The organism is Rhizobium sp. 32-5/1 (assembly GCF_029537235.1).
Taxonomy (GTDB): Bacteria; Pseudomonadota; Alphaproteobacteria; order Rhizobiales; family Rhizobiaceae; genus Pararhizobium.
This window is the reverse complement of record NZ_CP120639.1, coordinates 460,488-484,294: the sequence shown is the minus strand read 5'-3', so window position 1 is coordinate 484,294 and position 23,807 is coordinate 460,488. Positions and strand designations below refer to the sequence as shown.

The window sequence follows — 23,807 nt, the reverse complement described above, 5'->3', positions numbered from 1 at the left end:
GGTTCACAGGATGTTAGCGCCTCGACTGCTATCTGCGAGAATGCGAGCGCAATTGAAATGGTCACCCGGCCCAGGGGTCAAAGTTCTGGGTATCACCCTCCAAGATGAAGGAAACTGGGTTATCTCCGCTGCTGCGAAACCGGTCGGCATCTGTCCGGATTGTGGAGCGCGGAGTCAGCATCGGCACAGCTGGCACCACCGCCGTCTGCAAGACTTGCCTGTTCAAGGTCAAGCTGTGAAAATCAGGCTCTTGCCGATCGAGGTCTTCATCGATACCGGCGAGAAGACCTTCCTCGAATATCTGTCACGTCCAATCCTAGACTCGTTCAACCGGGCGTTCACCGAGGAATGAGCCAGCTTGATCACTCTGGTCAATCAGCGTGCCAAGAAGAGTAAAGCGAATCTCGGCGAACTCAACAGTTCCATAAATAGGCGTTATCCCACGAAGTATGTCTTTTCAGACACTTAAGCTATCTGACCAACCTGTCGCCGGTTCGACTCCTATCAAGGCGTGGGATAGGTCATTCAGCCTGCCAAATCGTCTTCCACAGTACGAGGACCCGGAGCGTTTCGGCAGAGGCTCTTGGGGAGGCTGTGGAGAGTTGCCGATCAGAATTTGAGGAGAGGACGATAAAATCTGTCCAAAGTGTTACTCCGACGCTTGCCACGCGACAGACTGCGCTTGAATTCTAATCCCAAAAAAACCATTTGATCGGCGATTTCTGTGCGATGGAGTTATCAATGACGACAGTAGAAGAACAACAGCCCGAGCAACACGTATTTGAAGCCGATGTCAGCCGACTCCTGCATATGATGGTGCATTCGGTTTACTCGGACAAAGACGTGTTCCTCCGGGAATTGATCTCGAACGCGGCGGATGCCTGCGAAAAGCTGCGATATGAGTCGATTTCCAAGCCGCAGCTCTCGTCCGATGGAACCCAGCCGGAAATTCTCGTGACGCTCAATGAGGAGGCGAAGACACTCGTTATCGAGGACACCGGCATTGGCATGAACCGCGACGAGATGATCGACGCGCTTGGCACGATCGCGCGCTCGGGGACAAAAGCGTTCATGGAGCGGCTTGAGGCGGCCAAAGCTGGAGAGAAAGCGGAGCTGATTGGCCAATTCGGTGTCGGCTTCTATTCCTCGTTCATGGTAGCCGATCGGGTCGATGTGATCTCCCGCCGCGCCGGCGATGGAGAGGCCTGGAAATGGTCATCCGACGGCAAGGGAAGGTATGAGGTTGTCGCCGTCGATGTCGGTCAAGCACCAGCACGCGGTACGCGCGTCGTGCTACATCTCATGGACGATGCGAAGAAATATACCAGCAAATGGGCGGTCGAAAAGATCATTCGTGATCAATCAGGACACGTACCTGTTCCTATCCGTCTCGTTGACAAAGACGGCGCGGAGCCGTCACAGGTCTCCGATGGTGCAGCGCTCTGGATCAAGCAGAAGAGCGATATATCCAAGCACGATTACGACGATTTCTATCGTAGTATCTCAGGCCAGTACGACGAGCCGTTGGCTAACGTTCATTTTCGCGCTGAGGGACGCCACGAATATACGACGCTTGCCTTCATCCCCGGCTCTCAACCTTTCGACCTGTTCGATCCAGACCGACAGGGTCGGATGAAGCTCTACGTGAAGCGCGTCTTCATAACCGACGAAGCCGAGTTGCTGCCGCGTTACCTGCGGTTCGTCCGCGGCATCGTCGACACCTCGGATCTGCCGCTCAACATCTCCCGCGAGATGATCCAAGAAAGTTCCGTGCTTGCCGCCATCAAGAAGGGCGTGACGAGCCGGATCCTTTCCGCCCTAGAGAAGATGGCCGAAGGCGAAGCCGAGACTTTTTCCAAGGCCTGGGATCTGTTCGGCGCCATTCTCAAGGAGGGTATTTACGACGACTTTGAGCGGCGCGCGCAGTTGCTGAAGCTGGCGCGCTTCCGTACTACCGTGTCCGGCGAGGCAACTCGGAGCTTGGCCGACTATCTGGCCGGAATGAAGCAGGGGCAGTCCGCGATCTATTACATCAGCGGCTCCAGTCTGGACCAGCTGAAATCGTCGCCACAACTCGAGGGTTTTCGGGCCAAGGGTATCGAAGTCCTTCTGCTTACCGACGGCGTAGACAATTTCTGGCCGACCAACGCCGCAGATTTCGAGGGCAAGCCTTTTAAATCGGTTACCCAGGGTCTTGCCGATCTGAACGCTGTGGCCGGCCATGGAGACACCGATGAGGGTGGTGGGCAAGCTTCCCCGAAGTTACAGCGTTCATCGATTTCGCGCGAAGCGCACTCGGTGAGGAGGTCGCTGACGTGCGTGTTTCCAACCGGTTGACCGAAAGCGCGATCTGCCTTGTCGCGTCGGAACATGGCCCCGATCGCCAACTCGAAAAACTCCTCCAAGGGGCAGGGCGGTTGCAGACAGCATCGAAACCGATCCTGGAGATCAACGCGCAGAGCGAGCGTGTTAAAAGCATCGCATCGATGGACGATCAGGCGTTTCGCGAGGATGCGGCTTGGCTTTTGCTTGACGAAGCACGCATTCTTGATGGGGACAAGCCCGCCAACCCGCGCGCGTTTGCTGACCGGCAGGCCAGGCTGTTTGCGCTTGCGATCGGGCACGGCAAGTAACAAGTCTTGGCGAGGTGGTCTTCGGCTGCCTCGCCAGAAAGCCCAGGCAGAGGAGGTCGATCAGCGCGATCGCCGAATGTTCGCATTTTCTGGGAATGAACAGCCTTCTCCGTTCATGATCTCAGGTCATCGCCAGTCGCTCCCAGTGCACTGCCTACTAAGCTTCTGTTATTTTACCGGATCTTTGAGTTTTCATTTGGTTTGGACAACGGGTCGACGGTTCGGCTTCATAGCCGATCAGGTGTCGCCCCGGGATGAGGGAACAATGAGCCTGATTTTGAACGAGCTATTTTCATTGAGTAGGCGAGGCGGATGATTGCAATTTGTAGCAATTGAGATAACCATTGCGGGTATCGAAGTTCACATAACTCGGAATTATTTGCCGTTGGATAATGCGAGGGGCATTCCGGACGTGGTCCTTGTCGCAGCCATTTTCGCCGACGGTGATTTACAGTTGGAATCTAGAAGCGACTTGGAGCAATCACAGCAAAGCACCGTCTCCAAAATCACTTCACCCCGTCATCCCGGATACGTAGTCTAAGGTGCGGGCCAGCGAGAAACAGCTAGGTTGGCACGAAACGACCGCGCCGCGCCCTAGCGGGCCTTTCAAGGTAAGCTGCCAAAATGCGGAATAGTCGAACGGCAAAGGGTAACCGGTAGCGCGCTAAAGTTCCATAAATCGGCGTTACGCCACAAAGCCCAATCTATCAGCAATGGGGCCTCAGTTAACGCTGGTGCGAAGCGGATTGATCAATTCAATGCCGTAAAAGTCTTTCTCATTGTCGGTCACGACAATGCAACCGTTCGCCCGGGCAGTGGCAGCGATGATAGTATCAAGGCCGCTACGTGGTCGCCCACTTGCTTTTCCTTCAGCCATCAACTGCGCCCAAATTAGAGCCGCCGTTTCATCGAAGGGCAGGATACGATCGGCAAAAAGACGCTGCGGCCCATCATTACCTACAAACCACCTCTCGAAGGAGGTTCGCTTCTTACCGGCGGGCTTCTCCAGGATGCCTTTATGGATTTCAGCCACTGTGAGGGAAGCGATAAAAAGATCTTCATCAGTCTGATCGGCCATCCATGTCATCAATTCGAAGGATGGCTCTGGCTTGGTAATGTTACTTTGAACACTGGTATCTAGAAGGTAGCGCATTAAAGATCGGTCTCACGACCTTCTTCGCGGCGACGGGCGATTTCGATCTCAGCGCCAACGAGCGGCGAACGGCCAAGTGCCGCGAGAATCCCACCCTTCTTGGGCGGTTCACCCTTGATCGTATCGTTCACGGCCGCGCGCAATCTTACGGACTCTGTGCCATTTTCTGCCAGACGGCGTGCTAACAACCTGATTGAGGTCACGATCGGCGTCACGGCCGAGTACCTCGAAACGAGCGAGCCCACGATCACTCAAGCGGGCTCTGTAGTTCTGAATTGCGCGGGTCTGAGAGCTGGACATTGTGTCCTCCTGGGTATCCCGGTAAATTAGCTGAAAATATCTTGGTATACAGGGCCACCCCCGCACTTTGCCAAGTTGGGCGCCGGACAATCTCCGGGCCGATGGTTCGATACCCACAAGGCGGCTTGCACTGAGTGTAGTGGGACCAAGATTTTTCAGTGCCCCTGTGTGGGTGAGGCGGCGGTGCCAAGGTCGATCACGTGGCGAGGGCATCATGCTGTCGTGAATCAGATCGTCGGCCGGGACAGCACCTCGGTTTTGCTGTGGTCTGACATGGGCGCGTCCCAGTCAAAGGCCGCTGGCGCGCCGCGTTGCGGCAGGATCATCGCCGCGTCGCAAGGCAGGCCCGCGTCTGTCGCAGCCCGCAAGTGCGGGCAGCACCATCCGCAAACCTTCCCCGCTCCTCCTGACAATGTCCTGACCTTGGGCCGGGCCGCTGACGCCCATGTCCTTCTGCCCGCACCCGAGTGGCTGAGCCGGACGACAACCGGCACCCCGGGCTTTGCTGAAACATCGCTCAAAAGGATCCGATCATGGCACCGCTCAACTCCACCCAGAAGAACCGTCCCGCAAAATTCCAGCGCGCCACCACACTCGAAATGGTCAGGCACGCCTGCCCCGACGCGGCCCAGGCCCTGTGCATCTCCGAAAGCTTCGGCCTTACCCTCATCGACAGCGACGGGATCCGCGACCTCCACCGCAGCCAATTGATCCAAAGTGCCGATGCCTTAAAGGAGGTCCTTGCCGAAAAGGCGATGCAAATCCACATGCAGCGCATCGTCGGATCCTTTGTCGGTTCGGCTTACGGCGCCGGACAGTTCTACAGCCGCGCGGTCACAGAGGCCCGCGATCTCACTAGCAAACTTTCCAACGGCACCAGAGACGAGGACCTGGACGGCCCGGTAGGCTTCGACAGCCGAGCGCAGCGGAAGCGCGACTTCGCAGCCGACACAGGACTGCAGGCCCACGTCCTGCGCATGGCGGCCGAAGGCGCGGCATCGGCCTACGAGGAGATCACTGGCGAGACTTGGAAGCCCTACGAGCGCTCAGGTTCGTCGGTCGCAGCCCAGCTTATCGATCAGAAGGCCGCATCGCTTCAGATGTCGGCATTTGACTGAACCGAAGAAGGGGCGAAGGCCCCTTCCTTCATTGCGGCGAAAGCCGGCGCGCAAAACGCGCCGGCTTTTGTTGTGTCGACAGCCAGGCGCCGCGCCGATCAAGGCTCGTCCCGGTGAGCGGTCTAGCGTCGCCGGAGAGGGAGGGTCGCAACGGCCAAGCCGTCCTCCACTTCGTTTCGGCCCATCCGCCAAGGTTCCAACGGTCAACACTGTCTCTCATCGGGTGCGCCTCCTCCGGGCGCCGCTGCTTCGACCGCCGTGACGATCCGCGATTGGCGCGGTTTGCAAAAGCGAGGTCAGGATGATGAAAAACGATAAGAGGACGGGCGAGCAGCGGGTGGATGTCTATACGCGCATCACCGACAGGATGATTGCGGCGTTGGACGAGGGCGTGCGGCCGTGGGTCCAGCCCTGGAACAGCAAACACCCTGTTTGTGGCGTGTCCCGGCCATTACGCCACAACGGCGAACCCTATTCGGGCATCAATGTGTTGCTTCTCTGGGCTGAAGCTATGGTTCGCGGCTACGTCTCGTCGACCTGGATGACGTTTCGGCAGGCGCAGGAGATTGGCGCATGTGTCAGAAAGGGTGAGACCGGGTCGATGGTGGTTTATGCCAACCGGATCAGCAAGACCGAGACCGACGGCGCGGGAAACGAGATCGAGCGCGATATCCCCTTCCTGAAAGGTTACACGGTTTTCAACGTCGAACAGATCGACGGTCTCGGGGACCGATACGCGGATGCGCCCGATGGTGGAACCGCTCGACCGATCGACAGGATCGCGCATGCGGACGCATTCTTCGCGGCCACAGGTGCCGTCATACGTCACGGCGGCGACAAGGCCTTTTACGCGCCGGGGTCGGATATCATCCAGATGCCGCCGATCGAGACGTTCCGCGACATTGAGAGTTACTATGCAACGCTCGCGCATGAAAGCGTGCATTGGGCCGGTGCCACTCAGCGGCTCAATCGTGATCTGTCGCGATACGCGAAAGACCGCACCGAGCGAGCGCGCGAAGAACTGATCGCCGAACTCGGCGCCGTCTTTCTCGCCGCCGATCTCGGCATCGTACCGGAAATGGAACCCCGCCCCGACCACGCCAGCTATCTCGCGTCGTGGCTCTCGGTGTTGAAGAATGACAGGCGCTTCATCGTCCAGGCCGCGGCCCAAGCGCAGCGATCCGTCGCTTTTCTTCACGATCTGAAGTCAGAGTCACAACGCCATGCAGCCTAGTGCTCGTTCCAGACGCATGCCGACTCCGTTGGAAACAGTCGCGTCCCCTTTTGGAGCCGCGGGGCTCTTCTCTCTGACGCCCTGTTTCTACTCCAGCAAATCCGGCGTCAAGGACGGCGCGGTCTCCCCCGCTTGCAAGCCGCGTCCGCAGTCCTTGACCCCTCTTTGCGAAGGAGTGGTCGATCTCCTTCATCCAGTTGAAGGAGATCAAATCATGATATCAATCCATAGCCTGTCGTTATATGTCGAACTTGCCGGCTTCCAGCTCATCGTCCTTGCTAACAGTCTCAGTTGTGACAGCGCATTTTGCCAGAGGCTTCATGAGCGTCTGATTGAGGGGCTGGACGCAGCCATCGATCGGGTTCGGATCATTATGGACTTGGAGCGGCAACGTCTCGCCGGTGACGAATTGCCGCTTTCCAACTGGACGGCGAGATCGAGATCTTCGGGCGGGTCACAATCAACCTTCTGGATGAGATCGACATCGACTACGGCACACACGAATACCGCCTCGATGGGGTCGCTGGATCAGCGCGGTGGCAGTCGATGACACGGATGTCCACGTCGACTGCCCCGAGCTGGTTGCGTTGACCAATGAGGAACTTGGTTCCCTCGCGCCCCTTATGCCGGTATTGTGCGGGAGACCGGCATTGCTATCCATGCCCGTCGACTTATTGGCGCGGAACCGCGTCTGCTGCATCCGATCCAGGACACGCAGATCTGCCTCGGCTGACATAAATCAGCCCTCCCAGGGAGGTGTGTGATGATCCTCCGTGCGCTCGGCGAACGAAACATCACCGCCGATTTCAATTGCATGAATTGCATACAATACGTATTATAGGTAATTCACGACGGAGACATGGAGATGAAGCAGTTTACCTTTTCAGACATGAACCGCGCTTCGGGGAAATCCTCGAGGCAGCCCTTGTCGAACCGGTGAGCTTGACAAAACGGGGCAAAGACAAGCTTGTCATCCTGACAGCCGAGCAAATACCGAAAGCTTATAGGTCGTTCGCACACGCAGACCTACGGATTGCTCGACGCACCGGAAGACATTCATCAGGAATTGATGACCGGCTTGGACGATATCATCGGGACAGACAATGCTTGAGCCTGGGCAGATCGTCCGGTTCTTCTATCTGTGGAGCCGCGAGGCGGCAGCTGAAGAAGAGTCGGGTCGCAGGCAAGGCCCACCTGTGTCGTCGTTCGCACCGCCACGGCGCCGGGTGTTGTGTTTCTCTTTCCTATCACGTCGCGATTGCCCGGAACTGACCGGCTGTCCCTTGTCATCAGCCAGATGGAGTGCCGGCGCGCCGGATTGGATTTCCCTGCTGGATCATTCTCGACGAGTATAATCGGGTAGAGCTCGACAAGGCATTCGACTTCGAGACGACCACGCCGATTGGTACTTTCAGCCCTGCCTTTCTCAAGACTGTCGCCAGCACCGTCAAACAGGCGGCTGCGGCTCGAAAACTCGCAGGTGTCGCGCGCTTGTGATGGCGATCGCCTTGCCTCAAGGCGGGCGGGGATCAATGCGGGGGTAGTATTGTCGCTGCTGGTGTCACACCTTTATCCGCCATTGCCTTTCCTTCATCACGCGCAAGGCACACCCACTGCGGTCTCGATGGGGCATGTCTGACCGAAGACCGCCTCACGCTGCTCGGCTCGATCGGCATCCGCAACGGCCGGCTCGTTTTCTTCCCTGACGGCTGCGCCGCCATTCCTCGCGAGGCAAGAAAGCCTCGGCCCATGGCCGTCCTTCACTTCGTTTCGGCCCTTTCAGGTGCGGGCCGATCGCCCCCGGTCTGATCGACAGCCATCGAGGCCGCGATGGGCGCGGCCCGAGCAACTGAAAAGGATCACGACAATGGCAACCATCGGCTCTTTCACCGCTTCGGAAAACGGCTTTTCCGGCACCATCAAGACCCTCAACCTCAACGTCAAGGCAAAGATCGTCCGGGTCGAGCGCAGCTCGGAAGACGCTCCCGACTTCCGGGTCCTGGCCGGCAATGTCGAGTTCGGCGCAGGATGGCAGAAACAGGCCCGCGAAACCGATCGCGACTACATCTCCGTCAAGCTCGACGATCCGAGCTTTCCGGCCCCGATCTACGCGACGCTTACCGAAGTGCAGGGCCAGGAAGGTCTGCAGCTCATCTGGTCGCGCAACACCCGGCGCTGAACAAGCACGAAAGCCCCGCTCGATCCGAGCGGGGCTTTCGTCATGTCACTTATTGAGCGCGTCCTTCAACGCCTTGGCCGGCGTGAACGCCAGCTTCCTAGCGGCGGGGACCTTGACGGTCGCGCCGGTTGCTGGATTGCGCGCGTCGCGCTCCGGGGTGTCCTTGATTTTGAACTTTCCGAAGCCGGGGAGGCTCGTTTCGTTGCCGGCAATCGCTGCCTCAGTGATGGCTGCAATCACTGCCTCAACCACGGCCTTTCCCTGAACCTTGGTCAGGCCATGGTCGGTGGCTAGCTTGTCGGCAATCTCATTGGTTGTCGTCATGTCAATTCTCCGCATCGTTATCGATGTCGGAATCACTGACAGTCAATGCGGACGATGTCATTCTCCCGCCACGGCAAGCGGAGCAGAATGGTCAGGATTTCCACAGTTTGTGCGGGGCCGATAACCTCTCTTCCGCTTTTTGGAGAGCAGTTCGAGGAATAGATCGACCGCCTGATCTTCGTGCTCGAACATGTGGATCTTCTGTTGGCCCCGACATCCGATACGACCCCAGCAGCGCAAAAGGGATGCTTCGCCGAACAAGGTCGACTGGATCGAAAGCGCATAAAAGCGCGCCATGTTCTTCGTGGCATCGACCCGCTCGATATAGACATGATAAGGTTGGGTAATCATGGCTGCAGAATCGCCCGTTCGGGAATCTGCGTCCAATCAGAGTTTTGAATCGGTCCCTCATGATCGATTCATTGCATTGATAGAAAAAACGGTCGCTTACCGGATTGGAAAGGACGGCATCTCACCTTCAGCCACACGCCAGATCCACGGATCGACATCGGGCCGCGCCGCGATCATCTCCGAAAGCGCCATCTCGAATTCATCGTCGGCGTCCGGCGGCACGATATAGAGCGCTGCGGGCGAGGGCCGGCGATGGGGAAGAGTGGCCGCCGCAATCGGCTGCGTCGATGACAGGTTGAACCGCAGGCCCTTTACGCTTTTCAGACTGAGCCGTGACAAAGCGTCGACAAGTCGTTGCTCGTAGGCATTCTCGATCGGCAACCATTGCTCAGTTGCCGACATCAGGGCGATCTCATCGATACTGGCAAGTCCAGACGGCATCATGCCGAACGTTGCGATCACAACAAGATGAAACCCGTTATTCGCTTGCCAGAGTTCAAGCTCTGCGGCATAGCGCGACTGCAGCCGGCGCCAGGTGCAGTCCTCAACCACCAGCGGGAACCCTGGCATATGCTTGATAACGATCTTCTGGCCGCTGCGCGCCGGCGCAAACTCCTTCACCTCGCCAACAAGCAAGATTAGTTTTCTCGGTCCAGACGCAGGCGCCCGAATATCTGCAAGCGCAACGGCCCGCCTCTGTTCGATGGCCGCCTTGTCTTCCAGTCGGAAGTTTTCCGGGATGAGCATGCGCTCGCAAAGCGGCGCACCTTTGACCGTCATCGTCGCTGCGGCTTCCATCAGATGGCTGCGGACCTGAAACCAATGACGCTTGCCAGCCCAGTGCGCCGTCCACTCGGTCAAGCCACCCTGGTGCCAGAGATAATGCAGCAGCGCACGCAGCGAGAGTTTCTTGACCTCATTCTTGACCGGTCCTTCGCTCAGCGTCGGTCCTCCCGCCATCATCCGCGCGCCGCGCTTGGAGAGAGAAAATCCAGTTTGAGCGCGGCCAATCCCTTGGCTGGATCGAGCTGGATCGCCCCGCCGATCAATGACCCAAGCCCCGAGAGCTCATAGGGCGGTTCATAGGACTGGCATTGTGGGTCGTGGTCGGAACCCGATAGTGGCATGCGCTTGGCGCAAAACTGCTCACCAATGCGGGCGATATACATCGCCGCCCCCGGTCGCAGCAAAGGCAGATGGGTCTTTGCCTCGTCTGATAGGCTTGCGCAAGGATCGGGCCGAAGGCCGGATCGTCCTCTGCCACAATGGTCTGGCCTATTCGGTAGCGTCTGCTCACAGCGTCTATGCCTCCAACCGATCGCTCGTCTGCCGCAGCGCTCCTTCATGGTGCCACACGAGACAACACCCCTGTCTGCTGAAATCTGCGAGTGTGGTGGAAGGACAATGCCGCCTCAAGGTCGCGCGGCCCCTCCAATTTTGCCTACGCCTTGCTCCGACAAAATCGGTTCCTCCGCACGCCGGCTCCGCCGGTCGCTGCGCGAACCTTGACCCGTCATCGCCCTTCCACCGCCTCTGTTCCATCTTTCACAAACGTCAAGGAGACGAAGATGACGATCGAACAACACGTTGAGGAACTGCGCGCCGAGCTTCGCAACGCAGTCGACCGCGAGGAACGCCGCCAGATCGAGGCGGAGCTGGCCGCCGCAGTCAAGGAACGCGACGCCCTGCTCGAAAACATGGTCCCCGACTAGGGGCCAGATTTTCGCGGTGGATGCGATCCCGCCGCCGGATCGACCGGCGCCGGTATCGTCTGCCGTCCTCAATAGTCATTCTCCTTCAGATAATAATCGAGTGCCGCCTTGACCACCGCAGTCATTTTGAGATCGTTCTCTGTGGCTGCCCGCTGAAGCCGCGCCTTCAGCTCGTAGTCGAGAGCAATATTGACGAAGAATTTGACATTGCGCTGTTTGGACCGTTTCAAGTTTTTGAGGCTATAGCGCGCATCCTCCTGCACTATGGCCCGCGTCTCCGCCGTTTCGCGGCGTTGCTTCTCACTCGGCTTTGGCAATATTGAAGGTGCGACCGTCTCGTTGGGTGCCGGCACGAGCGTGGTGACGCTGGCGACCGGTCCCGAAGGACGTTCCGATTTACGGGGCGCAATCGATAGATCCGACAATCCAAGTCCACCCTTGCTCATGCTGCGCCCTCAATGCCTTCCGACATTCTGTGTTGCTCGATCTCGTCGACGAGTGCCTGAACCTCAAGTCTCGCTTTTCGCACCGGATCGGTCAGCTCCTGCATCTGCAATGTCCCAAGTCCGTTTTGGATCTCACGGTAAATATTGCGCTCGAACAGCTCTGTATCGAGCAATCGCGTTCGATAGTCGCCAGCGATAAGGCCGGCGACGAAGGGCCGGATATAGCGATACGCCTCCATGTTCCGACCCGGAACGGAGATGCGGGTGCGCACGTTGATATGGTCGATAGACAGGCCGAAGCGGTCGTTGATCTCGTTCACCGTGGCGACCGCCTGTCCGGCTGCTTCAAGTTCCTTTATCGCCGGCTGAATCGGCGATATCACCAGTTCGGCCGAGCGGATGATAGTGGTCTGCAAGGTGCTGTCGACGCCTGGAGCGTCGATGATAACGAGATCGAACGCCCGCCCCAGATTGTTGATGGCCTGTTCGATCGATCGCTGCGTTGATGCAACGGTCACTTCGAGATTGTCAGGTACGTTGTTCTTCTCGGCACAAAGTCGCCACCAGCCGGACAGGTTCTGCCTGTTGTCGGCATCGATCAGCAGAACGCGCTCGCCGCGCAACGCGTATTCCCCTCCGACCAACGTCACCAGCGTCGTCTTCCCGGCCCCGCCTTTATTGCTCACTGCCGCATAGGTTCGCGTCATCTGTCGTCCCGTATCCAATCTTCTGAATGGGTATTGTGCTTCGAAGACGCGCTTGGGCGCAAGCAAAAATGAATACAATATGTTCATTCCAAAACTGATATACACCTCGGCGCAACATCCGCATGCTACAGTGTGGAATATATTCCACACTCCATACATCTGTCGTAGGCTTGAATTGCTGCAATGTAGCGAGCGGATGTATAGTCACACAACGCATTGATACAACGCGATTAAATCATACATTTGTGGTGCAGGTCGTTGTCGCAGTCATTGGCACCGCGAGGTTCGCCGTCGTCGATCCGCGACAGAAGGGGAAGCGCTTCGGGTCGAGGCGCCGCGTTTTGTCGTGGTCGGATGCTTGAAAATATGTTACCGATGAGGTAATCTTAGTTTTGGCAGGATACGCAAATTTGTGATACAAATTTGCTAACGATCGACGGACGGGCCGTCGATGAGGCCTGCGGCTGGCTTCAAGGAAGGTCTGATGGGTTCGTTTGCGAGCGATGATATTAGGCAGGAGCGCAGAAACAAGGTTGTCCATGCGCGTTTCAGCGCGACCGAAATCGAGCGGATCGAGCAGGCTGCTGACGCTGCCGGGATGACGGTCTCGGGTTTTTGCGCTCTCTCACCCTGGAGGGTGCAGGGCTTCATCCCTTCTTCACTGACGCGGACAGGGCAGTCCTTTCCCTGCTTCTGGCCGACGTCAAAGCCGTCGGCGTCAATCTCAACCAACTGGCGCGAGCACGCAACAGGGGTGAAACGGGTCGGTCGCAGGAGGAAAAAAGGTGATCGAAGATGTTCAACGCGCCGTCGCGATCGTGCTGTTTGAACTGCAGGCTTTTGCCGCGCGGGGCGCTCGTAGACGCGTCGGCAGCGTGTGATGGAGATTTTCCTCGGTGCATTCACGGCTGAATGGGAGCAACGCAAGGCGGCCTTTCTCCACGACCTGACACTCGGGCGCCGCAGTTTGCTTGAGGAGGAAGAGCGCCGCCGCCGGGGAGGGGTGTCGCGCCGGCGGGGTCAACCGGAACGTCAAAGGCATTTGGCTTTCGATTTCGCAGCGGAGGGGACGGGCGTGCGGACAGCGTGAAGCGGCGCGCCGATCGGCCCATGCGGGCACGCTTTGCCGGCCTTGCCTCTGGCAGTCAGCCGGCCGTTGTCAAAATGGCATCGTTTGGCGGCGGGTCGAGACTGGGTGCGATGATCAATTATGTCTCCCGTAATGGCGTCGTTGCCGTCGAGAACGAACGTGGCGATCGGCTTCGTGGCCGTGACCAGCTCTCCGCCGTCGCTGATGAATGGAATCACCTGATGAAGAACCGGTCCGAGAGCCGGGATATTGGCTCCTTCAACATCTCGGTCGCCGATGACGGCCGCGCTGACGATTACCTCTTTGACCGAGCTCGTGAGATTGTGAAACACGGCTTGGGGGACCGCGCCTTCGCGTTTGCGGTCACAGCACGCGCGGATGGAAGCGGGTTTGACGTTGACGGCGTGACGGTGCTTAGGAGTACCGGCGGTGAGCGACTGACGGCGGACGACAAGGCCGCGGCGATCGTGCAGACGCGTCTGGAGGGAGCCGGGGCGGACGCGACCTTTCGGTTTACTGGCTACGGCAACGGCACTGACTATGGCACGAGCCAGGTGCGCTCGCTGGTGGCATCACACAAGGGCGAGGTGCAGGACGAACGGGGACGCGTGATCGCCGATGCGAAGCAAGCTGGCGATCTCGTTCAGCTCGAATGGCGGGACCAACTCTACAGTCGAAAACCCCGTGATGTCATGCACCTGATCCTCTCGGCCCGCGCCGGTACGGACACGGAAGCGTTTCAAAGTGCCGCGCGCGATTTTCTAGGCCAGCAGTTCGCAGGCCATCGCTACGTCTTCTCACTGCACGATGCAGGCAGCGATCCGAAGGCGGAGGCGGACGGGGGCAAGCGTCCCCACGTTCATGTCCACGCCATCGTCGCGATGCGATCGGATGCCGGCGAGCGGGTCGAAACAACCATTGCCGCTTTTCGGCAGTGGCGACTAGCGATGGCCAAGAAGGCGCGCTCCCATGGCATCAACATGGAGATGACCGATCGGCGAGATCGGGCAAGTGCGCCTGCCTATTCGAAGAACCAGGTGCGTCCAATGAACACAATTGGATGTACTGAGCATGAGGGGACCAGTGCTGCGGCTGCGCGGCGTTACCATGCCAAACGAGACGATAGATCCGACCGGTCGGGAACGGCCCGCAGCCAGGCCTATATGCAGAAGGCACAGGGAGAGTGGCGGGAAATCCTGCAGTCTCGGGAGCTTGGCGCGCAACAGAACTTCGTTCGCTCGCAGATCGTTCGGCTGGAGGAAGTCAGAACCACGGCAGGAACCAGCAAGACTGTTCATCAAGAAAGTGGAAATTCTGGCTCGCAGTTTCGAACACATTTGGTAAAGTTGGCAGAGCTTGTTTCTGAAGGTGACGATATGCGCCACGTGACGCGACCGGAGTTCGAAGCATATGAAAAGCGGGTCGAGACCGCGCTCTTCCAGGCAGAGAAAGCCATGGCGCTTGAGGAGCGCAAGGATTTCGAGGAGATTGCGCAGGCGGCGCGCGAACATGTCAATGTTCGCCGTGAGATCGTTGAACTTCTTGAGGGCCGTGGCCCGTCCAGAATTTCCGATCAATCGTCTCAAGAACGAGGGGCCGATGGCCGACAGGATGACAAACGACGGTGGAGCGACGCGGTCGAGAGACATGGATTTGCCGCGGCCGATGCAGCGAATAAGGTGCTTGTCGATATCGAGAGAACACGATAAGCGATCGAGCGAACTGCAGCTGGAAGGCATGACGACCTACCGAACTTGAAGAAAGAGCTGGCCGCACACATCACCAAAGCGGCGGAAATAGGCGCGACCGGCAACGGCATCATTCGCGAGGTTTCGGAAATTGATGACGAACTGAAAGCTGCACTGCAATCTCTCGAGCCCGATCGTCAAAAGCGTGAGAATGAAAAGTCCACCTCACAAACCCAGTCCCATGATGCCGCCGATGCAAATCGCGGCACACCGCATGGAGAGCTAACGCAGGCCCGGCCCGACGATCGCGATGCCCGAATTCAAGAAGATCCGAGAGACGCAGGCTGAACGCGCTCTTTGCAGGCCATGACGCGGGAGCAGAGAACTGGGCGACAATCGCCTCTGATCGAAACCTGCAAATTCAATGCCGTCGATCCGCTGGCCTATTTGACTGCGACGCTCGCCGCCATCGTCAACGGTCACAGGCAGAGTTCCATCGATGAGCTTTTGCCGTGGAATTATTCGGGACGGACAAACGGCTGAAGTCTGCTGTCGGCCCATTGCGGTCATCGCTGGCTGGACGGAAAGGGGCAACTTCGCGCCTCCATTTCGGTCGTTCGCACGGAGGCGAAATTTTCTTAAAGCGGTCTGTCTGCTACAATAGCGGAGCCCGGTCCGGAATGCGCTTGACCATGTCATGGACATACGCTGGTCGAAGGCCTTTTCTCGGCGAGCAATGACGGCCCCATCATGCGCAACGGCGTGAGTGTCCCGCGCTGGTGCAGACGACGAAGCAAGGGTCATCTTCGTCCTGGATCGCCGCACCGGGCAACCACTGTTCCTCGTTGAGGAGCCCGCCGTGCCGGCTAGCGAGGCGGAGGGCAAGCTACTGTCGCAAGCGCAGCCCTTCGCCGATGTGCTTGTGGCGACCATCAATCACACGACGCTGCCCGAGCTTTGGACGCTGGGCGACGCACTTCCCTTTGGCTCTATACCCCGCCGTCTGTTCAAGGTAGGTTCCTGTGGTGCGCGACCGCAGAGGCAACAATTGGGGCGGTGCGGCGGTCGATCCCCGCACCGACATTTGTAGTAGTGTGGGGCGTTGGAGGTAAATTCGATCCTAAAGCCGCAGGTAGACAATGAGATGGCTGCGGACAGCCTTCCCGCACAGGAGTGAAGAAATGAGTGTCGCAACACCTGCTTTTTCGGCCTCGACGTGAACAGTTGGCAGGGCAGCTATTGTGGCCCCGCGCCGACTCCGGCGGATCTTTTGTCACGCTGGAATTTCGATCCTTGGGCCCTTGCAATCCTGGTCGCGCTGGCACTTTGGGCAGGGCGGACCCGCCCCGGCGCTGCTGGCATAATCGTGTTGGCATTTGCGTTCCTGTCACCGCTTTGCGCTCTGTCATCGGCGCTGTTTTCAGCGCGGGTGGTGCATCATGTTCTTCTGGTCGCGGTGGCAGCCCCACTTTTTGCACTCTCGCGCCCCGCACGGGCGACGACGGGCGTGGCTCTGCCGCTTCTTCAGGCCACGGTCGCGCTGTGGCTGTGGCATGCGCCTGTGGCCTATGACGCGGCGCTGGGGCATATGGCTGTTTACTGGGCCATGCAGGCCACTCTATTCGGGTCTGCATACCTCTTCTGGCGTGCAGTGTTTTCGCAACCCGCAGGATCGGGCGCGGGGTGGGTGTTTCTGGCATATCTTGCGATGGGGCTGTTGGGCGCGATCCTGACCCTTGCGCCGAATGCAGTCTATGCAACCCACGCGGCATCACCGATGCTTTGGGGGATGTCGCCGCTGTCTGACCAGCAGCTTGGCGGGCTGATGATGTGGATGCCAGCGGGCCTGCCGTTTGTCGTGTGGGGGAATGCTGGCACGACGGGCGTGGCGCGAGATGGGAGAACTCCAGTGATCTGGATTGAAGGCATGGTCCCTCATCTCAAGGCGCTGCACCTGAGTTTCGTCGCTGTCTGGGTTGCCGGGCTGATCGCCTTGCCCCGCATGCTGGCCCGCCACGACCGCGCGGACTTGCAGGCTGAATTCGCGCAGATCCGACGCGCCACGCATTTCGGCTATATCTGGGTCATCACGCCAGTGGCGGTTCTGGCAATTTTCACCGGATCAACCCTGATCTTCATTCGTGAGGTTTTTACCGTGTGGATTTTTGGGAAGCTCGTCCTCGTCACAGGGCTTGTCGCGATGCACGCATGGGTCGGGCATACGATCATCGCCGTGGCCGAAACGGAAGGCGAGCACGAACCGCCAGAACCTCTGGTTCCAACGGTCCTTATTTTCGGTCTGGTGATCGGCGTTCTGTTTCTTGTTCTGGCCAAGCCCAATTTGGGCGACATGCCGATGCCGTCGTGGCTTTTGCAACCTTTGGGTCGTCAGTTGCCCTTTGATACACCCAAACCATAATCGAAAACGAGCTTGCCGCCATGCCAACCCGTAGCTGCCACGACAATGACCGCAAAGCCGGACATGAGTATGCCCCAGGGCAGAATGGCGGACTCGTAGCCTGTCAGGCGCCACCCCCAGTTCAGCCCCAGCAGGGACAGCAGCATGACCGCGATGACGAAATGCGTCCAGGCTGCAGCGCGGATTCGGATGCCAGGGACCATCAGCAATTCCATCGTGCCGCTGGCCCCTGCCAGCAGGCCGAACAGAAAAGCGGTCCCGGTGGCCCAGAGCGCCGCCCAGGCCCAACGTTCCTGCCCCGACCACCAGTAAAGCAAGTCGGCCCCAAAGGCACAAAACGTCAGCGCCACGGGGAAAGCCACGGTCATGGCATGCAACGGATGGCCCCAGATCGCGACGCGGCTTTCGGTTTGCCGAAAAGAGGGATCGTTGGCGACCGGGTCTTCCAGCGGGGCAATATCTTCCGCCGATTGCGTCATCCTTTGTGGCACCCGAGACTCCTTCGCGGTGTTGCATTCGTGACAACGCTTGCGATCGCAACTGGTTGCCAGGAAAGGCTTTCTATGCTGCATCCTGCGGGACCGGCAGCGCATGCAATTTCAGAATTGTGGTGGGTCATGCTGGCTTGCGGGTTGGCAATCTTTCTTTTCGTTATGGCGTTGTTGTTTGCCGCCCTTTATCGCCCCGCCAATCCTTCAGTTCAAGACAGGGACGAGAGCGGAACCAATTTCTGGATGTGGGGTCTTGGGCTTGGCTTTCCGGTGGTAACGCTGGCCGCGCTGACATTATATGGTCTTTTCATCGGTGAGCGGTTGGTGCCACACGCGGCGCACGATTTGGTGACCGTTCAGGCCGACGCGCGGCAATGGGCGTGGACATTTCGCTATGGCGAGAGCCGAGTCAATGCGACCGAAGGCGTTCTGCACATTCCCGCGGGTCGCCCCGTCAATGTCGAGATCACCAGCACCGATGTGATCCATTCGTTCTGGGTGCCACGTCTGGCGGGCAAGCTCGATGCGATACCCGGCCATGTGAACGTGCTGCGTATCGAAGCCGCGCGTCCGGGCACATATGACGGTCAAAGTTCCGAGTTCAGCGGGCGCGGTTACCGTGAGCATGTATTTACGGTCGAGGCGCATGATGCTGCGTCCTGGGCCACATTCCTGGCGGAAGGCACACAATGACCGATGCCCCTCCTTCACCCGTCTCGCAACCGCGTGCCACGGCGCTAAGGCTACACCGGGGCCTTGCGCGCATATGGGGGTCCGATCAGCGTTTTCGTGGCTGGTTCACCACCAGCAACAACAATGACATCGGCACCGTGTTCCTGATCGTCGCCACGTCGTTCTTTGTCATTGGCGGCATCCTTGCCATGTTGATCCGCGCACAGCTTGCGTCACCAGACTCGGCCTTCATGGAGCCGCAGGTCTACAACCAGATTTTCACGATGCACGGCACCGTGATGATGTTCCTGTTCGCGATCCCGTTTTTCGAGGCCATGTCGATGCTGCTGCTGCCGGGCATGCTGGGCACGCGCGATCTGGCCTTCCCGCGTCTCGGAGCTTACGGACTTTGGGTCTATATCTTCGGCGGCAGTGCGGTCATCATCGCCATGCTGATGGGCCTTGCGCCCGATGGTGGCTGGTTCATGTATCCGCCGCTGTCCTCGGCAGCGTTTTCGCCGGGGATCGGGGCAGATGTCTGGTTGCTGGGTATCACATCGATCGAGGTCTCGGCTATCGCGACGGCGATCGAGGTGATCGTGACCGTGCTGCGCTACCGCGCGGCGGGGATGAGCCTGGCGCGAATGCCGATCTTTGCATGGTATATTCTGGTCGTGTCGGTGATGATCCTGACGGCGTTTCCGCCGATGATCCTTGGCTCGCTGCTGCTGGAGGTGGAACGCGCGCTGAACTGGCCGTTCTTTCAGGTCGAAAACGGCGGCGACCCCTGCTGTGGCAGCACCTGTTCTGGCTGTTCGGTCACCCCGAAGTCTACATCATCTTCCTGCCCGCCGCGGGTATGATCGCCACCATCCTGCCGGTGATGGCGCGCACCAATTTGCTGGGCTACGGCTGGGTTGTGGCGGCGGCCGTGTCGCTGGCCGTGCTCAGCTTCGGCCTCTGGGTCCACCACATGTTCACGACCGGTATTCCGCATATGGGCCTCGCGTTCTTCTCAGCGGCGTCCACCCTCGTGGCGGTGCCGACTTCGGTCATGATTTTTTCGTGGATTGGCACCTTGTGGAAAGGCCGCGCCCGGATGGAATTGCCGATGCTGTGGATCACGGGGTTCTTTGCAACCTTCGTGATAGGCGGGCTGACAGGGGTGATGCTGGCTGTGGTGCCGTTCAACTGGCAGGTCCACGACACACATTTCGTGGTGGCGCATCTGCATTACGTGCTGATCGGCGGCTATGTCTTTCCGATGGTCGCGGCGATCTATTTCTTCATGCCGCTGCTCACCGGGCGGACGCGGTTTTTCAAACTGGGCGAGGTGGCGTTCTGGTTGGTGGTGCCGTCGTTCCACATCACGTTTCTTTCGGTTCACATGGCGGGGTTGCTGGGTCAACGCAGGCGGACCTGGACCTATGACGCGGATCAGGGATGGACGGCATTGAACCTCGTCGCCTCCATCGCATCCTTCGTGATGGCCATCGGCTTTGCGCTGATCATCCTTGATGTGGCGGTGAACGCGTTTGTCAGCGTGCGGGGGCGGCGCAACCCGTGGCGGGCGGGAACCCTGGAATGGGCGGCAGCAATCCCGTCGCCTGCTTACGGCTTTGCGTCAATTCCCATCGTACAAGGCCGCTACCCGCTGCACGACAACCCGGCCCTCGCACAGCACATCGCGCGGGGCGAGGGCTATCTTGGCGACGCATCCCGCAACCGGCGCGAGACGCTGATCGTGTCAACCGCGCGCGGCGAGCCATCGCAAGTTGTGGTGCTGCCGGGCAATTCCGTGCTGCCCTTCCTGCTGGCCGTGGTTACCAGCACATCCTTTCTGGCCCCCTGTTTGAGGCCTATATCGTTGCGGGTCTTGCGCTTGTGGGCGTGGTTGCGCTTGCGCTTGTCTGGGCATGGGGTCTGGGCGCGCGCGTGGACGAAGGGCACGTTGACGCGGGACATGGCGCGATGCTGCCGCTGGCATCCGAAAGTCCCGACCCGCCGGGGTGGTGGGGATCGGTGTTCCTGTTGCTTGCGGACGGCGTGCATTTCGGATCACTGCTGTTCGGCTATGCGTTCCTGTGGACCGTTGCTCCGAACTGGCCGCCACAATCCTATCTTCAGCCGCAGCCATGGGCCGTCATGCTAGCACTGACTGGTGCGTTGGCGCTGACCGCGGGGCCGCGCCTTGCGGTGCGTGCGATTGCCAAAGGCGGCGCTGCTTGGCCCACGATCGCCCTTGGAATTGTCGGCGCCTTGGCACTGGCCATCGCTGCGGCGAGCGTGATGCTGGATCGGCCGGACCCTGCCAGCCATGCCTATGACGCCACGCTGTGGTTGCTGGCGGGCCATGTCGGGCTGCACACATTCCTGTCCTTGATCATGCTGTGCTATCTGGCTGCGAGGGTGGCAGCGGGGTATGCCTCGCCCGCTCGCATTGGCGAGGCGGGGATCGTGAGGCTCTGGGCGGATTTCACCGTCGCCACCGGGCTTGTAGCGCTGGCGGCGGCGTGGTTGCCAGGAGCGTTTTCATGATCGAAATCCTGCGCCTGTCGCTGCCGATTACAGTTTGGCTTACCGGCTTTAGCGCAATCTACGCGCTACAGGGGCTGTCGTGTTCGCGCCATTGGCCCGCGGACCTCGACGCCCGCCTGGTTTTGCTTGCCGCCGGGGCTGTTGCGATTGTCCTTCAACTTATCGCGCTGATGGCAGTCCTCTACGCACCGTCCCCGGCCCGTTTTGTGCAGACGACGGCCACAGCACTTGCCGCGACCGCCCTTGTCGCGGCGGTTTGGACCATAATGCCGGTAATTGCCGCCTCGGTCTGCCTTTAGACACCCACGACGTGCAGTTTTGAGTACGAGGAGGTTGGCCGAACCGTCGACGTAAAGCAAATGCAGAGATGCCCGCGCGGAAACCGGCGAAGACTTAGACACGACCCATCGGTCGTGGCAGTCCGATTTGGGCCCAGTTGCGGACCTTCCTACGTGAAGCACACATGTCCGCTGTCATGCTAATGGTGCCGGACAGCCGACTTTCCGCTTCCGGCCCCATTCCAGCCTCCAACATCGAAGCAGTCCATGTCTTCTATTGGCGCATTCTTGCCATCAACGTCGTAACGGCATTTTTCCGAATAGCCAATCGAGTTTGGTCAATGTGCGGGGAAAACACCGGTTACGATCCAGCTAATCAGGTCGTTCCAAGAGGTCCTGGGCGCAACGCCGGGCAGGTTTCGACGGAGTGCCCGAGATATGGTGAGCACCGGCACTGTCGCGGCATTGTTCGTCCTGCTCCCTCGTTTTCATACTGGCGGTGGCGATTTAGTTTCTGGCGGTCATAGCGTTTTAGCCGGACGGCATAAATGACCGCTTCGGGGCGATCTCGGTCACCGGTCTGGAGCGCCCGTGTTGGCGGTTCGCTCAGAGGGGAGAGCACACAGACAGCCCCAGATCGTTGTTCCCGACAGCCTAGTCGCTGGCTCACGGCGCTTGGCTTCATCTCGTACGACTTGTCGACTGGCCGATGGCCCCGCAAGCGCTATCTCTTTGTCTTTACTTGGGAGCGCTGAAATGTCTGAACTGAAGGCTATTTTGAACGACGTGGTTGCCCAGGTTAAGAAGCGGGCGCCAGCAATTTACGACGAGGCGGTGGCTGAGGCAGAAAAATCCAGTAGCCCCGCTCCGCGCAAAGCGGACTTCGAGAAGTTTGGCGTAGCGGTTTTCACGAAAGGCGGCTCCCTCGAGTACGCCGGCAATGCCGGGATCGGTTTTCCGATCCAGTCGATCTCTAAAGTGTTTGCATTGGAAGTCGCGCTTGAGGCGATCGGCGAAACCCTGTGGAAACGGATCGGGAGAGACCCTTCAGGCGATCCATTCAACTCAATCATTGACCTTGAGCGAGGCAAGGGTATCCCAAGAAATCCATTCATCAATTCAGGGGCACTTGTCATCTGCGATATACTGGTCGGTCTTGGCGGAAAAGACGGACCCAACAGGCATGTGGTCGAACTTATTGAACGAATGCTCGACGATGAAACACTTATCCTCGATCCTAGCGTCATGGAGAGCGACCGCACGGGAGGTAATTTGAACCGTTCCTTGATGTTCATGGCGAAGCACCATGGCAACCTGAAACACCCGGTGGAGGAGGTGATGGATGCGTATATCCATCAATGCGCCATCACACTAGATTGTCGAGGCCTTGCCAAGGCTGGACGTTTCTTGCTGCTTGACGATCCGGAGCAGGACAAGAAAGGGACGCTATCCGCAGCGCGCAGGGCGCGCCGCATCCTCTCGGTCATGATGCTATGCGGACAGTATGACGGGTCGGGCGATTTCGCCTATCGTGTCGGTCTTCCCGCCAAGTCAGGAGTAGGAGGCGGCATTTTGGCCATCGTGCCGCATCTGGCATCCGTCGCTGTCTGGTCACCGGCGTTGGACCCAATGGGAAACAGCTGGTTGGGGACGCTCGGTTTGGAACTGATCAGCTTAAAGACAGACTGGTCCGTATTCGGAAAAGCGCGTCGCGAGGTCTAAGCCCTTGGCCTCAATCGAAGTCGCCGAGGCAGAGGGGTGAAAAATGGGTTTTCGTATTCCACCGCAGCGCCGGGATAGGAACGACCAGTGCAGCTTTTCCGTCCGCTCTGCCAGTTAGTTGGCCGGCGCTAATGCGGAGGGCTTATCATTGCGCCAAGTGACGGGAACGAGTTCTCCCGCTTCGAGAACTATCAGCTTCTTCGATGATTGCGGGAGCCTGGCCCGCATCTCGAGGAAAATACCGTGGGCGCGCACGGCCGATCCGAGAGTGGCTTTCGAAGGCAGGGTCCAGGTTTTCAGGAGTTCAACGTCTTGTCTGTCGCGCTTTGGCATGATGCAAAGATGGGTTCGCACACCTTGCAAGTCAACGCGCGACTGGAGCTACGCGGAACGATCGGGACATCCATCGCTACTGCGCGGGCAGGCGTCTAAAGTGCCGCGAACCAGGCCGCATACGGTGTATTCTTGGCGAGGTGTCTGTTGTAGTCGGGTTCCCCGTCATCCCACCACACGGGGCCACGCTCGCCGAGAGCGACATTCGCTTGGTCGACCCGGCTCCGGGCTTCCCCGTCGCAACTTTTTCGCCTTTGGCATCGCGGACAGCACGCCGGGCGGACATCAGGTCTTTGACCAGACTTTCACGGGTTTCTTCGTCGAGCGCCGGATTGCTTCGCCGCCATAGCCTCCGGCGGACGACGAAGTAACGGCCGTCGGGCGTGTCGGGGTATGCCTTGTCCTTCGTCGTCACGGAG

The 23,807-nt window shown here is 59.0% G+C and carries 19 protein-coding genes and 7 pseudogenes; 17 read left to right on the top strand and 9 right to left on the bottom strand.

The genetic code is table 11. The features are described from left to right. The first annotated feature begins 10 nt into the window (after positions 1-10). Both P6U16_RS28535 and htpG read left to right on the top strand, forming a co-directional pair. A complete protein-coding gene (locus P6U16_RS28535; protein ID WP_349017748.1) occupies positions 11-352 on the top strand; it encodes a transposase family protein in 342 nt (113 codons plus the stop codon). Between the two features lie 389 nt (positions 353-741). Further along, positions 742-2,633 (top strand): annotated as a pseudogene (gene htpG / locus P6U16_RS23935) (molecular chaperone HtpG). Positions 2,634-3,354: 721 nt separating this feature from the next. Here htpG and P6U16_RS23930 read toward each other — a convergent pair. Continuing rightward, on the bottom strand, positions 3,355-3,786 hold the full coding sequence (locus P6U16_RS23930; RefSeq protein ID WP_277704746.1) for a type II toxin-antitoxin system VapC family toxin: 432 nt from the start codon (positions 3,784-3,786) through the stop codon (positions 3,355-3,357). After that, positions 3,786-4,086 (bottom strand): annotated as a pseudogene (locus tag P6U16_RS23925) (hypothetical protein). Before P6U16_RS23925 ends, P6U16_RS23930 begins: the two are co-directional and overlap by 1 nt. 533 nt (positions 4,087-4,619) lie before the next feature. On the opposite strand from P6U16_RS23925, the gene P6U16_RS23920 reads away from it, so the two are divergent. The 5 genes and pseudogenes from P6U16_RS23920 to P6U16_RS23900 all read left to right on the top strand — a co-directional run bounded on the left by P6U16_RS23920 (position 4,620) and on the right by P6U16_RS23900 (position 8,617). Continuing rightward, positions 4,620-5,204, top strand: coding sequence for a hypothetical protein (locus tag P6U16_RS23920; RefSeq protein ID WP_277704745.1), 585 nt, complete (start codon positions 4,620-4,622; stop codon positions 5,202-5,204). Between the two features lie 304 nt (positions 5,205-5,508). Next, positions 5,509-6,438, top strand: coding sequence for a zincin-like metallopeptidase domain-containing protein (locus tag P6U16_RS23915; protein WP_277704806.1), 930 nt, complete (start codon positions 5,509-5,511; stop codon positions 6,436-6,438). 214 nt (positions 6,439-6,652) lie between these two features. Beyond that, positions 6,653-7,171 (top strand): annotated as a pseudogene (locus P6U16_RS23910) (hypothetical protein). Positions 7,172-7,740: 569 nt separating this feature from the next. Continuing rightward, positions 7,741-7,935, top strand: a complete 195-nt coding sequence (locus P6U16_RS23905) for a hypothetical protein (RefSeq protein ID WP_277704744.1) — start codon at positions 7,741-7,743, stop codon at positions 7,933-7,935. A gap of 370 nt (positions 7,936-8,305) precedes the next feature. Continuing rightward, complete coding sequence (locus P6U16_RS23900) at positions 8,306-8,617, top strand: DUF736 domain-containing protein (protein ID WP_277704743.1); 312 nt, start codon at positions 8,306-8,308, stop codon at positions 8,615-8,617. A gap of 45 nt (positions 8,618-8,662) precedes the next feature. Here the strand turns inward: P6U16_RS23900 and P6U16_RS23895 are convergent, their stop codons facing one another. From P6U16_RS23895 to P6U16_RS23885, 3 genes and pseudogenes are all read right to left on the bottom strand, one after another. Next, positions 8,663-8,941: an HU family DNA-binding protein gene (locus P6U16_RS23895; protein WP_277704742.1), complete on the bottom strand. Its 279-nt coding sequence runs from the start codon at positions 8,939-8,941 to the stop codon at positions 8,663-8,665. Between the two features lie 57 nt (positions 8,942-8,998). Then, entirely contained in the window at positions 8,999-9,292 is a 294-nt protein-coding gene (locus P6U16_RS23890; RefSeq protein ID WP_277704741.1) for a WGR domain-containing protein, read from the bottom strand. Positions 9,293-9,388: 96 nt separating this feature from the next. Further along, positions 9,389-10,419 (bottom strand): annotated as a pseudogene (locus tag P6U16_RS23885) (DUF1173 domain-containing protein). Between the two features lie 441 nt (positions 10,420-10,860). On the opposite strand from P6U16_RS23885, the gene P6U16_RS23880 reads away from it, so the two are divergent. Then, a complete protein-coding gene (locus P6U16_RS23880; protein ID WP_277704740.1) occupies positions 10,861-11,004 on the top strand; it encodes a hypothetical protein in 144 nt (47 codons plus the stop codon). Positions 11,005-11,072: 68 nt separating this feature from the next. Here P6U16_RS23880 and P6U16_RS23875 read toward each other — a convergent pair whose 3' ends face one another. Together P6U16_RS23875 and P6U16_RS23870 are read right to left on the bottom strand one after the other, a co-directional pair. Continuing rightward, positions 11,073-11,450, bottom strand: coding sequence for a hypothetical protein (locus P6U16_RS23875; protein ID WP_277704739.1), 378 nt, complete (start codon positions 11,448-11,450; stop codon positions 11,073-11,075). Continuing rightward, entirely contained in the window at positions 11,447-12,157 is a 711-nt protein-coding gene (locus tag P6U16_RS23870; protein ID WP_277704805.1) for a ParA family protein, read from the bottom strand. The genes P6U16_RS23875 and P6U16_RS23870 overlap by 4 nt, the downstream gene beginning before the upstream one ends. Positions 12,158-13,243: 1,086 nt before the next feature. On the opposite strand from P6U16_RS23870, the gene P6U16_RS23865 reads away from it, so the two are divergent. The 5 genes and pseudogenes from P6U16_RS23865 (at position 13,244) to P6U16_RS28530 (ending at position 17,354) form a co-directional block, all read left to right on the top strand. Continuing rightward, a complete protein-coding gene (locus P6U16_RS23865) occupies positions 13,244-14,956 on the top strand; it encodes a conjugal transfer protein TraA (protein WP_277704738.1) in 1,713 nt (570 codons plus the stop codon). A 45-nt stretch (positions 14,957-15,001) separates the two neighbouring features. Next, positions 15,002-15,283 (top strand): hypothetical protein, encoded by a 282-nt coding sequence (locus tag P6U16_RS23860; protein WP_277704737.1) that lies wholly within the window; start codon positions 15,002-15,004, stop codon positions 15,281-15,283. Then, positions 15,277-15,478, top strand: a pseudogene (locus tag P6U16_RS23855) (transposase domain-containing protein); the annotation flags it as partial. The gene P6U16_RS23860 and the pseudogene P6U16_RS23855, both read left to right, overlap by 7 nt. A gap of 223 nt (positions 15,479-15,701) precedes the next feature. Further along, the gene (locus P6U16_RS23850; RefSeq protein WP_277704736.1) at positions 15,702-16,025 is read left to right on the top strand and encodes a hypothetical protein; all 324 of its coding nucleotides are present in this window, start codon (positions 15,702-15,704) and stop codon (positions 16,023-16,025) included. Positions 16,026-16,151: 126 nt separating this feature from the next. Then, the gene (locus P6U16_RS28530; RefSeq protein ID WP_349017747.1) at positions 16,152-17,354 is read left to right on the top strand and encodes a cytochrome c oxidase assembly protein; all 1,203 of its coding nucleotides are present in this window, start codon (positions 16,152-16,154) and stop codon (positions 17,352-17,354) included. Here the strand turns inward: P6U16_RS28530 and P6U16_RS23835 are convergent. After that, on the bottom strand, positions 17,324-17,833 hold the full coding sequence (locus P6U16_RS23835; RefSeq protein WP_277704803.1) for a DUF2231 domain-containing protein: 510 nt from the start codon (positions 17,831-17,833) through the stop codon (positions 17,324-17,326). The two genes, P6U16_RS28530 and P6U16_RS23835, sit on opposite strands and share 31 nt — an antisense overlap. 84 nt (positions 17,834-17,917) lie before the next feature. Between P6U16_RS23835 and P6U16_RS23830 the strand changes: the two genes are divergently transcribed. The 4 genes and pseudogenes from P6U16_RS23830 to glsA all read left to right on the top strand — a co-directional run bounded on the left by P6U16_RS23830 (position 17,918) and on the right by glsA (position 23,055). Then, a complete protein-coding gene (locus tag P6U16_RS23830; RefSeq protein ID WP_277704735.1) occupies positions 17,918-18,538 on the top strand; it encodes a cytochrome B in 621 nt (206 codons plus the stop codon). Next, a pseudogene (locus tag P6U16_RS23825) lies at positions 18,535-21,055 on the top strand (cbb3-type cytochrome c oxidase subunit I). The gene P6U16_RS23830 and the pseudogene P6U16_RS23825 overlap by 4 nt, the downstream one beginning before the upstream one ends. Beyond that, complete coding sequence (locus P6U16_RS23820) at positions 21,052-21,354, top strand: hypothetical protein (protein WP_277704734.1); 303 nt, start codon at positions 21,052-21,054, stop codon at positions 21,352-21,354. The pseudogene P6U16_RS23825 and the gene P6U16_RS23820 overlap by 4 nt, the downstream one beginning before the upstream one ends. Positions 21,355-22,089: 735 nt before the next feature. Next, a complete protein-coding gene (glsA, locus tag P6U16_RS23815; RefSeq protein WP_277704733.1) occupies positions 22,090-23,055 on the top strand; it encodes a glutaminase A in 966 nt (321 codons plus the stop codon). Positions 23,056-23,483: 428 nt separating this feature from the next. Here glsA and P6U16_RS23810 read toward each other — a convergent pair. Continuing rightward, positions 23,484-23,803 (bottom strand): annotated as a pseudogene (locus tag P6U16_RS23810) (hypothetical protein). Positions 23,804-23,807: the final 4 nt, after the last annotated feature.